Here is a 12,507-nt window from a genome sequence, read left to right on the forward strand (position 1 = left end):
CAATTATCCCACCTATCGTTGGGCTACGCTCTTCACATGCTTGAGGAAGGAGAATTCTTTCGGGGAATACGTTAAAAATTAAAGTCTCTATATTCACCATTTTTAATTTGAGAATTAGAACAGATTATACGGTTCTATTGAAATCTAAACGATAATAATTCATTTTAATATCATCGGCAATTCAACTATGTATATAGAAATACAAATGCAATGACTAAAATTATATGTTTTGTTACGCTATAACTAGCTTGATTTGTTTTCAGCTTAAACATAATAAAGCTTATTTGAATATTTTTAGGAGGTTTTTTTGAATGAAGTTATGTAAGGTGAAAACCTGGTTACCACTATCTGCAGCAATGATTACAATAATATCAAATCCAGTAGGGGCTGCAGCTTCAACAGTCTATACGGTTCAAAAGAATGATACTATGGAAGCGATAAGTAAACAATATGGAGTATCCGTACAATTACTTAAACAAGCTAATAGCAAAGCAAATGATCAAATTAATATTGGAGAACGTTTAACAATACCAAGATCGTCAACTGCAAACGAGTATGTTCAAAAGAATACTTCAACAGCTTCAACTAATACATATCAAGCAATTTACCAGGTGAAAAGCGGAGATACATTAAGTTCTATATCACAACAATATAAGGTTTCAATAGAGTCTATAAAACAAAACAATAAAATAGACGGAAATCATATTTTTGTCGGTCAGCACTTAAAGATCAATACTGGTATTTCATTACAAGAAGTGGACTTAATGGCTCGATTAGTAAATGCAGAAGCAGGAGGGGAACCTTATGCAGGGAAGGTTGCGGTTGCAAAGGTAGTGTTAAATCGGGTTAACACTAATGGCTTTCCAAATACAATTAAAGACGTAATTTATGAACCCATTAAAAACGGTTATGCATTTACTCCTGTTACAGACGGTAGGATTAATCAGCCTGCTACTCAGGAAGCAAGAATGGCAGTAGAAGAGGCTCTCACTTCCAAAGAAACAAATTCGGATTGGCTCTATTTCTATAATCCTCAAACATCCACTGACAAATGGATTACAACACGTCAAACTGTGGCACAAATTGGAAATCATCTGTTTGCTAAATAATAAATAATAATTGAAGTTTATTAAACTGTGACTATCTTTCATTTATATGCGTTTGCGTGTTAAAATTCATTTCATTATGTCAAGAATAAACCGACTCACTTTGTTTTTTTGCGTGAGTCGGTTTATTTGGAAGAAAATCAGGGTTTGCTACCCCATGTTGTTATGGCATGAACTTTTAATCAAATAGTAAATCATTAATATCTTGGATATCTTTTTTAGTAATAAATTGATGAATGAAATAAACCGGTGAATCATTAGGGTAAGAAGTTGTTCTATCATTGGTAATTATAAGATCGTATTTTGTTGAATTGTCTAGGTTTAAATGAATATTTATAGACTCTTCAAAGTGTGCCTTTAAAGTCATATTGGCAAGTTTTGCATACGCTGGATTTCCTGAAAAAGAAAATAATACATTCTTTCTGGAATAGGTGGAGTAAAGAATATGAATTGTGTGTTGTGCTAGGTGACTAATGTCATTTTCATTAAATTTATTCTCGTTGATGGTAGTATTCCACTTAGAAATAATAAGATGATTTGTATCATACATTTCTTTTAAGCTGGGAACTAGGTAATCTGGCTGTGTATAAAAGCAGTCCATTGAGAATTTATACTGTTTAGCAACATAAAGTTTATAAAAATAGATACATAATTCCGATTTTAAATAGTCACTTTTGATAGTATGTCTTTTATTATTAGAAATAATCATATCCACAAGCTTTAAAAAATCTTGATAATAGTTTTCGTTTTTTTTCTCAAGATATTTAAGAGTTTTGACTTTTTGTTGCGTAATACTAGTTGAACAAAGAAAGAAAGCAAGATTTAATGTGTCTATTTCGTCCTGAGGTAGGTTCACCATACAGTAATCCTCAATGATCGAAATTATTTCATTGAAACAAAGTGATTGTTCGAATGTAAAAATAACAGGGAACTTAATTTTAGTATCTGCGAAATGCTTGCCAATAATTCTCTGAATAGAGACATAAATAATTACTTTTAATAAATTAGAATCTATTTTTACATTATGCGAATTAAGAGTGTTGTTAATATTTTCCGTTAAATCGTTTGGTAGTGAAATTACATTTGTATACTGTTCTATACTAAAGAAAAAAGCTTTATAAAGAAATCTTATATTGATTTCTTCTCCGTTAATTTTAATCAAGCCTAGTTTAAATTCTAAATTATTGGGAGTTAATATAGATTTTTCAAAATCCTTTAAATTACTCCGTAATGTGGATTTATTTATATATAAAATTTGTGACCACTTTTCTAAAGAATAATACTTATTTATGAATATTTCTGTAAGGATTTTGAAAACCATACTGTCTTTTATGGATGACATAATAATTGGAGAAAGACTGTCAGTTGTTGGTTTTTGTAACATGTAGCCCCTAGATTTTTCTCCGATTATATCCCAAGTTTCAGGAAGCGAAATATTAAGTTCACTAATTTCACTTGTAATAGTCCGATTTGAACAGTTAATTTGTTTTGCCAATTCAATGGAGGATATGGATTTTTGTTCTCCACTTAGTATTTCAAGGATTTGAATTTTTCTTTTTGCAGATTTGTTATAAATTAAGCTTGATACAAGTATATTCATAGATTGTCTCTCCTAAAGCTATTCCTAAAAATTTACATAGCTTTACAAAATACCCTGAATTTATTTTACAAACATAAGATTGTAATGGCTAGTAAAAAATCTTCAATTTATTTATGTTGTAATTTTCGTTTTTTTTATAAATTGTCATATTTTTTATAGTGGAAATTTACAGTTAATTATACTTTTGAAATCTACAAAACTGTAATTACTTTCTTTTATGGGGAAGTGATGTGACTTTATAGAAAGAGTCGCTGAGATTGTGATTCAGAACTGTTTATCTTTTGTGTTGTGTATGTCCTATCATTAAACTGTTTGAAATACCTGATTAGGGGATACGTGAAAAAGAAAGATTTAGAAGAGAAAGGTAATATTAAGTTGCTGTAATGCTTTAGAAAACAATTGTAATTCATCAGAAATCGATAAACTCATACAAAAAACGCGACTCTTTCTGTATATTTCTACAAAAAGAATCGCGTTTTTGTGTTTTATGGATACAATTTTTTAGCTTGATGGAGATGTGGTGGTACCCCATTTATGGAATGAATATGTTTGGTTATCCGGTAATATCGCTGTAAAATATGTGTTAATAATATATTATGTCTAGAAAAGGAGATTGTTTTTTGAAATATATATTAAGAAAAAAAGTTAAGGGTATTTTTATAGGGTTATTAGTATTGGTGATAATTGCTTCCATTTTTGTTTATTATAAATTTTTAACGCCTTCAGCAGATATTAAGCAATACAAGGAATATTATGCTCCAAAGACAATACAAAAAGTATTGAATCAAGGAGAGGTAAAGGTCACATTTTTAGGAACATCATCATTATTATTTGATGATGGTAATACACAATTAATGATTGATGGTTTTATTTCTAGGCCATCTTTACCAAGGATAGTGTTTAGCAGTTTAAAAACAGATGAAGATACTGTAGATAGAGTTTTTAATAGAATAGGGGTTGATAATAATAAACTTAAGGGATTGTTTATCGCACATACACATTATGATCATGCATTTGATTTAGCTTATATTGCTAAACGAACTAATATGTATATGGTTCAGAATCAACAATCAATGTAGGTCTTGGTGGTGGTATAAATAAGAAACAGATGTCTGTATACGAGATAAATAAGGCTATAGAGTTTGGTGACTTTACTATCACTGTCCTTCCGTCAAAACATTCACCAACCTTTGACGAAGGGGAAAAAATAACGAAGCCATTAAAACAACCAGCTAAAGCTTTAGATTATCATGAGGACTCTTCATATGATTTCTTAATTACACATAATAATAAAGCTTTCCTTGTTAAACCAAGTGCTAACTATATAGAAGGGGGATTAGATAATATTCAAGCTGATGTTTTATTTTTAGGAGTAGGGGGATTAGGAAAGCAGGAAAGTACGTTTCTAAATAGGTATTACGAACAAACGGTAGGAAAGGTGCAACCGAAACTTGTTATTCCAATACATTGGGATGATTTCACTAAACCATTGGCAGATACTCTGGAAGTAATGCCTAAATATGCAGATAATGTTAATAATGTATTGGATTTTATAATTCAAAGGACAAAAGCAGATAAAATTGATTTTCAAATACTTCAAGGTTTTCAAAGTATGTATTTCTAAAAGGAGGAGCGTCCATTAATAAAGAAAAAATGTTTTTAAATTTACCTTTAAAGTTTGTTAAAATAGAATTGCTTTTCAATGATGGGTAATTTGCGATATGTTACTTATTTCTTTATGTAGGGAATAACACCACTATCCTATGTGCATAGTGGTTTTGTTTAGTGAGCTATCAAAATTAAAAAAGAATGATAAAATTTATCTATATGACAACGGTACAGAATAATAACATATCGTGACGAGAATATTAAAAGTTACACCTGAACAGTGAAAAGTGATAGAAGATCATGGTAAGACAGAAGTAACTCTTGTGACATGTATATCTGTTTTAGATAATTCGAAGAGTATTATCATAACGGATGAATTGGTACAAGTAAAAAATATAAATTAGTGTAAAGGAAAGGGAAAAACCTTTCCTTTTTATTTTGAGTTTTCTCTAGATATACAGTGATCGCTTGTATGTAAAATACAAATTTTGCACAATTAATGTAAAAAAACATGTAATCAATTGAATAAATTAAAATTCTAATAATAAATTCTATTTTTGCGTATATTAACGAAAAAATAGATAAAAACTCACAGTGTGATTATGCGATAATCGATATATTAAGTTCATTTGAGTCTACAACAAGATTAAAAACATGTGAGATGTCGGCATATTCTTCTGTACGTTGAAAGGTGTTTAAATACCCTACCCTAGTGTATTTATTATACATAGCACTACTTTTGATGAAAAGCTCTGTTTATCCAAGGCAGGGCTATTTATCATTTAAGTCGATTAACTGAGTGCTTTCGTTCTATTTATACTCTTTATAAAATTTGCAATGGATCCTTATGATGGTTATTTTGTTGGAATGAAAGTGTAGAAAAAGTAAGCAACAGAAGAAACTCATTAAACATGTAAGAAATAATAGCTTTTATGATAGTCTAATGTGAGGGTCAAGGGGAAATGAATTTTAGAAACTAATGAAAAAATATGAAGTAGAATTGGATTTGTCAATGATGAGGCTTATATGCACTCAATTGGTGTAGGGAAGTTAGAATAACACCAAACTACTATAAAGATTATCCTAGATGAAAGGATAGAGGAATTTTACGGTGTGATTCACCTATTAACGTATTTATCATAAAAAGTACGAGGAGAGATATTATGGAGAAAGTATTAGATACCTTTAAAAATCGTTTAGGAAAATCAGTAGGTTCATTAATTGTAATCATTATAGGTATTGTGGCGATTTTTGGATTTCAAGAAATAAGAATAGAAACAGTAAAAGGCTTTTATAGCAGTATATTTAATGGCCGGGGAAGTTTAGACATGATGTGGACATTGGCTATAAATCTTTTAAGTTTAGTTTTTAATATTGTAATGATATGGCTATGGTTAAAAGATATATTGAAAGATAACTATGAGGATATGGATCCTACAACTGTAAGAGTTGTATCAATAATTGTAGCAATGATTCATGTTATATTTTCACTTATGTTCATTACCTATGTTTTTTCTAACTTATTGGGAATTGTGGTAGGTATTTTGATCTTCGCTGTAATTATTTGGGTACTTTATTTAGGAGTTAAAAGAAGAAGAAATAAGGACCGAAAATAATGAGGATAATTTCATTATAAGCAGTATACCAAAGAGAACCTAACCGAAACGGAAGGGTTCTTTTTGGTATCCAAAAGTAGATACCTCTATTAGGATGAATCACTTTGAATGGCCATGAGTTTGGTGAATAGATAAAGTTTATTTCATGTTTATAATCGCTATGAAATCGGTATATTAAATAAATAGAATAGCATCTAGGGCAACGGCAGGTAATGGATTTGTGATTGCTCATGGGAATAGTGCAGACGGTATTGCAAAGTTTCAGTCTGGGGATATATAATTTTAAATTTATATAAAAATGAAGAGACACATGAACTGGTTGCTTATGCAGCTGTAATTGATGGTCAGTACTTAGATGGATATGTGAAAATTAAAAAGTCTAGTAATATTTTGATATGAGAGTTAAAAAGAGCAATAGCTATACATTGCTCTTTTTTTTCTATGTATCTCTAACATATGGTGACATGAAGCGAGAGGGAGGATGATTTAGATATACGTTTTGATTAAAAACGGTATTTAGACGAATGCCTTCTTACTAATGTGCATATTTCAGAAGTATTATGTTGCTATCGAGTTAAGAGTGAGTAAGGATGTTTTAGAGTAACTATTTTATACCTCCGCATTTTCAAGAGAGAGATCTTCTGTCGGAAAATGAGAAGGTATAAAATTAGAACTTTAGGTAAGGGATAACTGCCTTATAATCGTAAGTCCTAAGTCTAAGTTATATAGTATACTGTATGTATCCTATATAATATGAGTACATATATATGGTAAAGGCGGTGAATATAGTATGTATAAAGTTGGATTAATCGGTTTAAAAACTTCTATAGATCAGATTCTAGGCATGGTAGAAGAATACAAACATGAGTTGGAATTTACCTCTTATTCCTATGAACAAATACAGGAAATAGAGAGAATTGTAAATGAATATACTCCTCATGTCCATGCGTGGCTTTTTTCTGGCCCGCTTCCCTATGAAATTGCAAAAAAATATATAGGCACTGATAAAATAATGGTTTATGTTCCTGCTACAGAATCAGGCTTATATAAATCTCTTTTAGAGATGATTTATGAACAGGGGAGAATTATTGAGAAACTAAGTATCGATACAATGTCTTTAAATAATATTAGTGAAGAAGCTTTATCACAGTTACATATAAAGAAGCCACAGATTTATACGAAAGTATTTGATTTGGATATTGATATGGAGGAATTATTAAATTTTCACATGGATTTATGGGAAAAAGGAAAAATATCAGGAGTCTTAACTTGTTTCCCGTCAGTATGTGATTCCCTAAGAGAGCGTGGAATTCCATCTTATAGAATGTCGATGAGTAAGATGGAAATTCGCCAGACACTCAGAATACTTTCTGAGAAAGTAAAAGCCGCCTATTTTAAAGATGCACAAATTGGTGTCGAAATCATTGAAGTTGAGTATTTTAATAAAGTTGCGGAGGAAATGAAGACTCCATATCATTTGCAATACTTGGAGATTAGATTGAAAGAAATAATGATTCAGCTTGGTGAAACAATTAACGGGTCTGTTTCAGATAAGGGCAACGGTAGATATATGATTTTTAGCTCTCGTGGTGCAATTGAAAGAGAAATACAGATGCTGCAAGATGCTATTCAGAGATTAGCGTTTGAAGCAGATACAACTGTTGCCGTTGGAATTGGTTTTGGTGAGACTGCATATTCGGCAGAAATTAATGCTTTTCGTGCAATTCAGCATTCTAAGGGAATGAAAAAGCGTGGGATTGTAATTGTTCAAGATGATGGTACAATTGTTGAATCGCCGGGTGATAAAAAAGAATTAAGTTTTACAATTCGTACCCAAAGTGAATTCCTTTTAGAGAAATTAAAAAAAGGAAATATAAGTGTGAAAACGTATAAAAAAATATCGGCTCTTATAGATAAAATGAAATGGAATTGCTTCACAACAAAGGAATTAGCGACACATCTTGAGATGACAGAACGGAATGTGAGACGTATTGTTACGGATATGTGCGAGGTTGAATTGGCACAATGTATCGGGCAAGAGACCTATGCAACACGTGGGAGACCAAGTAAAATTTATCGATTGTTATAAGCATCCATTAGGGGTGCTTATTTGTTTTGTAATTCATACAAGATTTTATTTATCTGAAAATATTGAAATTTCTTTTAATAACTAATATACTTCATTTAAGGAATTTTTTCCTTAAATACACCTAAAATAGAATTTCTAATGAAGTTTAAATTGAAAAGGAGTTGAAATACATGTCTCAAATAGAAAGAGTTCATAATTTAATTGAAAATATTCAAGGTGAAGTTGTTAGTTGGAGGAGGCATTTGCACAAATATCCGGAACTATCATTTCAAGAAGAAAATACTGCACAATTTGTTATTGAAAAGCTACAAAGCTTTGGTAATCTAGAAATTTCACGTCCGACAAACACAAGTGTTATGGCTCGTTTAATTGGTAAGCAGCCAGGAAAGGTAATTGCATTACGGGCAGATATGGATGCGCTTCCAATTGTGGAGGAGAATGATTTTGACTTTGTGTCACAGAAGAAAGGCGTAATGCATGCTTGTGGACATGATGGACATACGGCAATGTTACTGGGTACGGCATGGGTTCTTGCACAATTAAAAAATCAAATTAAAGGGGAGATTCGTTTTATATTTCAACACGCTGAAGAACTTCCACCTGGTGGTGCTCAAGAGTTAGTACAAGCTGGTGTACTAAATGGAGTAGATATGATTGTTGGAAGTCATCTGTCGTCGGCGCTTCCTGTGGGTAAGATCGGCTTAAGTTACGGTCCAATGATGGCTGGAGCAGATACTTTTAATATTACGGTGTTAGGTGAAGGAGGACACGCATCGCAACCTGAATTAACGATTGACCCCATTGTAATTGGAACTCAAATTGTTACTAATCTCCAACATATTGTTTCGAGATATCGAGACGCTCAGGAAACACTTGTAATTTCAGTGACTCAGTTTAATGCAGGAGGTGCAATTAATGTTATTCCAGATAAGATAAGCATAGGGGGATCTGTTAGAAGTTTTAATCCAGAATTAAGAGAAAAAGTTCCAACTTTTATCGAACGAATAGTAAAGGGAATTACAGAAGCACATGGAGCTACATATGAATTCAATTATCAGTTTGGCTATGCTCCGACTATAAACGATGAAGAAGTAACAAGATTGATGGATGAGACAGTATGTGAAGTATTTAGTGAAGACAATCGAGAGATTTTAAAACCAATTATGGGGAGTGAAGATTTCTCTGCCTACCAATATATGACTCCATCATCTTATATTTTTATAGGGGCTCGTAATGAAGAAAAAGGAATTATCTATCCTCACCATCATCCCAGATTTACTATTGATGAACAAGCTTTACGATATGGAGTACAGTTATTAGTTCACGGTACTTATAAGATGTTAAACCTAGCGTATTAGGGGGATAAAAGTATGAAAATCATACATTGGCTTAGCTTTATTCCATTCTTAGGGTTTATTGTAGGGGCTTTATTTACAAATAAGGTAAATCCTTATGTTTTTGGAATGCCATTCTTCCACTTTTGGATTGTACTTTGGTCACTTATAACTACAGTTATCTTATCGATTATTTATAAAATAGATCCCACTAACCGGAAAGGGGATTCAAGATGAATATTTCAGTGTTATTCATTTTATGTTTTTTCGTCATCCCTATTTTGATTAGTATTCGTGCTAAAAAGGGGCAAGAAATGGATTTAGAGCAATGGTCGGTTGGAGGTCGTGGAATGGGAGCCCTGTTGATTTTCCTTCTGTCTGCAGGCGAAATGTATACGACCTTTACCTTTTTAGGGGCAAGTGGTTCAGCTTATGGAGAGGGGGGATCTATTTTTAGTATCATAACATATGGTTGTTTAGCAACGGTAATCTCCTACTGGACCTTTCCTGTTATTTGGAGGTATGCAAAGAAACATAAGTTAGTTTCACAGTCGGACTTTTTTGTGAAAAAATATCAAAGTCCTTATCTTGGGGTACTTGTTGCAGTTATTGGTGTAATAGCCTGTACATGCTATTTAGTACTGCAATTGAAGGGACTAGGATATATCGTTTCTGCAACATCTTACGGTGCTATATCTTCTACAACAGCTATTTGGTTTGGAGCGATAGGGGTAGCTGTTTTTGTGATGGTTTCTGGTATTCATGGCTCTGCGCAAACATCGATTTTAAAGGATATTTTAATTCTTGGGATTGTCGTATTTTTAGGACTTTATTTTCCTATTCATTATTATGGTGGGATTCAACCTATGTATGAGGCAATTGAAAAAGTAAAACCGAACTTTACCATACTGCCTGAACAGGGGATGAGTATATCATGGTATATATCAACAGTAATATTAAGCTCTATTGGATTTTATATGTGGCCACATGGTTTTTCACCCATTTTTGCTGCATCAAGTGAAAAAGCATTAAGAAAAAATGCAATTTTAATGCCAATGTATCAATTAATTTTACTATTTGCCTTTTTCGTTGGATTTGCTGCAATCTTGCGGATGCCAGGATTAAATGGTAGTGATATTGATACTATCTTGCTGCAACTGTCTAAACAAGCTTTTGACCCATGGTTTGTTGGTGTAATTGGCGGAGCGGGAGTGTTAGCGGCACTAGTACCAAGTTCATTATTATTAATGGCAATATCAACATTGCTTGCCAAAAATATATATCAAGTATTTAATCCATCTGTAACGGAAATGCAGCTTGGCAAATTGGTAAAATACTTAGTCCCATTTATTTCTCTTGTAGGAATTTATTTGACCTTTAAAGGAGGGAATACCCTGTTTAGTCTAGCTCTAATTGCTTATAATTTCATTACACAACTCGCTCCTGCATTTTTTGCGAGTTTGATGAGAAAGAACTTTGTGACTAAACAAGGGGCATTTGCTGGGATTATTACAGGAGGGGTGTTAGTCTCAATTATGGACTTAGGAAATATTAGTATTGGTAAACTATTCCCTGGTTTTCCTCAGGTTATTAAAGATTTGAATGAAGGGATTATCGCTTTATTTGTGAATATTGTAGTTTTAGTAATAGTCAGTTTGATGACCAAAAATATTTCAAATGTTCATCGGGACAAGACAATTGTAATTGAGAGTAAGACCTAATTTGATTCTAAAGGGAATTACTGTAAAAATATAAGGAATTGACGAAAGTACAACTGATGCATGGTTACTCTTTTGTAATATTCATTTTCTGCTTAAAAGGAAAAAATATAAATATTTAAGTGGTGAAATTATGTAAAAATAAATAAGTGGGCTCATTCCACTTTTTAATAGTAACTTCATATACGGGGAAGGGTTTTCCTTTCCTTTGAGCGTACAGCAAATGAAAGGCAGTCGGGTAATATTATATTCTTCTGCTGTACGTTGAAAGGTGCGGAAACACCAGAATAAAGATTATTTATGATTTTTATAATTCCTATTTTTTAAAATCCTGTATATTCCTATATCTTAGAATGCCAGTTTTTTTGTCATTTAAGAGTAACTAATGGGTTGCTCTTTTTTGTCATAAAAGTAACTTTTAATTATATTATAGATATATAATGTAAGCTTAATGAAGCCATAAAGAGGAGATGATAAAGTTAAATAATAAAAATCAAGATATTTCTTTGGTAGCATCGAGTGCTCTTCAAGAAGTTTTAAAAGCTATTGCCGAAAGTGAAGATAACAAACTTTATTTTTAAGTGAAGACTTCGAAAATATTAAACTAGTTACAGTAATATTTGAGTAAATTTAAAAGCATCCATTCGGGTACTTTTTATTTTGGAGGAGGATGAATGATGAGTGAACAGAAGAGTGCATTATCAGTAAGGGGGGGCGTGGATACGAAATAAGCGAATGAAAGCATGTAAAGAATTTACTACTTTGGTGAATGAATGTGTGGAAGCATTTGAAAAGTTGTTTTTTTATATTAGAATTTCTTTATCGTTGTAAATCCGCATTTTCCTGTCGGAACTCTTGATCAAGTCTTTTAATTTTAATGTTTTAATGAAAAAAGCTATACTGTAAGTAAAATTAAAAATTGGAAAGGAAATACTAGAACATGGAAAATTATCTATTATTTATTCTTACAGCAATGCTAATCATAATAATGCCTGGTCCTGGTTTTGCACTAGTTACAAAAAACACTATCTCGCATGGTAAAAATGGTGGGATAAAGACTGTTTTAGGAACGATATCTGGAATGATGATTCATACAATAATGGCTACGCTAGGACTCTCTGCCATCCTAATGAAATTTGCTATGTTATTTACATTTATAAAATATGCTGGGGCTTTTTATTTAATTTACTTAGCTGTAAAGTCAATTAAAAGTGCCTTACATAAAAAAGAAGATATGTCAGGTTCAGTAGAAATGTACTCTAAGGATATTGGGGCAATTAAAAGCTTTAGACAAGGATTTACTACGGCAATTTTAAACCCAAAAACCGCTGTGTTTTTCCTTAGTTTTTTACCCCAATTTATTGTAAGTAATCAAAATCATTTCCTACAATTTCTATTATTAGGAGTCACATTTACGACTTTGACAGCAATATGGT

General features: G+C 31.9%; 7 protein-coding genes and 3 pseudogenes. 9 read left to right on the forward strand and 1 reads right to left on the reverse strand.

Annotation, left to right across the window (positions count from 1 at the left end; translation table 11 throughout):
* The first annotated feature begins 311 nt into the window (after positions 1-311).
* Positions 312-1,109 carry a cell wall hydrolase gene (locus GFJ36_RS08590; protein WP_088063015.1) on the forward strand — a complete coding sequence of 266 codons (798 nt, stop codon included), beginning with the start codon at positions 312-314 and terminating at the stop codon, positions 1,107-1,109.
* Between the two features lie 175 nt (positions 1,110-1,284).
* Here the strand turns inward: GFJ36_RS08590 and GFJ36_RS08595 are convergent, their stop codons facing one another.
* On the reverse strand, positions 1,285-2,706 hold the full coding sequence (locus GFJ36_RS08595; protein WP_088063016.1) for an AcpB/EbpR/MafR family transcriptional regulator: 1,422 nt from the start codon (positions 2,704-2,706) through the stop codon (positions 1,285-1,287).
* Between the two features lie 620 nt (positions 2,707-3,326).
* Between GFJ36_RS08595 and GFJ36_RS30075 the strand changes: the two are divergent.
* From GFJ36_RS30075 to GFJ36_RS08630, 8 genes and pseudogenes are all read left to right on the forward strand, one after another.
* Positions 3,327-4,330 (forward strand): annotated as a pseudogene (locus tag GFJ36_RS30075) (MBL fold metallo-hydrolase).
* Positions 4,331-4,481: 151 nt separating this feature from the next.
* Positions 4,482-4,718: pseudogene (locus GFJ36_RS29455) on the forward strand (sortase); the annotation flags it as partial.
* A 759-nt stretch (positions 4,719-5,477) separates the two neighbouring features.
* A complete protein-coding gene (locus tag GFJ36_RS08605) occupies positions 5,478-5,930 on the forward strand; it encodes a hypothetical protein (RefSeq protein ID WP_088063017.1) in 453 nt (150 codons plus the stop codon).
* Positions 5,931-6,720: 790 nt separating this feature from the next.
* On the forward strand, positions 6,721-8,019 hold the full coding sequence (locus GFJ36_RS08610; RefSeq protein ID WP_157349529.1) for a hypothetical protein: 1,299 nt from the start codon (positions 6,721-6,723) through the stop codon (positions 8,017-8,019).
* 170 nt (positions 8,020-8,189) lie between these two features.
* Complete coding sequence (locus GFJ36_RS08615) at positions 8,190-9,377, forward strand: M20 family metallopeptidase (RefSeq protein WP_097889378.1); 1,188 nt, start codon at positions 8,190-8,192, stop codon at positions 9,375-9,377.
* 12 nt (positions 9,378-9,389) lie between these two features.
* A complete protein-coding gene (locus GFJ36_RS08620) occupies positions 9,390-9,590 on the forward strand; it encodes a DUF3311 domain-containing protein (RefSeq protein ID WP_088063020.1) in 201 nt (66 codons plus the stop codon).
* A complete protein-coding gene (locus GFJ36_RS08625; protein WP_098230240.1) occupies positions 9,587-11,074 on the forward strand; it encodes a sodium:solute symporter family protein in 1,488 nt (495 codons plus the stop codon). The genes GFJ36_RS08620 and GFJ36_RS08625 overlap by 4 nt, the downstream gene beginning before the upstream one ends.
* A 1,024-nt stretch (positions 11,075-12,098) precedes the next feature.
* A pseudogene (locus GFJ36_RS08630) lies at positions 12,099-12,507 on the forward strand (LysE family translocator); the annotation flags it as partial.

This window comes from Bacillus sp. EE-W1 (genome assembly GCF_009760835.1).
GTDB lineage: Bacteria > Bacillota > Bacilli > Bacillales > Bacillaceae_G > Bacillus_A > Bacillus_A wiedmannii.

What these genes read in the sequence shown, in the direction of transcription:
- GFJ36_RS08615 (WP_097889378.1), top strand. Translation starts at nt 8,190, where the DNA reads ATGTCTCAAATAGAAAGAGTTCATAATTTAATTGAAAATATTCAAGGT.
- GFJ36_RS08595 (WP_088063016.1), bottom strand. Translation starts at nt 2,706, where the DNA reads ATGAATATACTTGTATCAAGCTTAATTTATAACAAATCTGCAAAAAGA.
- GFJ36_RS08605 (WP_088063017.1), top strand. Translation starts at nt 5,478, where the DNA reads ATGGAGAAAGTATTAGATACCTTTAAAAATCGTTTAGGAAAATCAGTA.
- GFJ36_RS08610 (WP_157349529.1), top strand. Translation starts at nt 6,721, where the DNA reads ATGTATAAAGTTGGATTAATCGGTTTAAAAACTTCTATAGATCAGATT.
- GFJ36_RS08625 (WP_098230240.1), top strand. Translation starts at nt 9,587, where the DNA reads ATGAATATTTCAGTGTTATTCATTTTATGTTTTTTCGTCATCCCTATT.
- GFJ36_RS08620 (WP_088063020.1), top strand. Translation starts at nt 9,390, where the DNA reads ATGAAAATCATACATTGGCTTAGCTTTATTCCATTCTTAGGGTTTATT.
- GFJ36_RS08590 (WP_088063015.1), top strand. Translation starts at nt 312, where the DNA reads ATGAAGTTATGTAAGGTGAAAACCTGGTTACCACTATCTGCAGCAATG.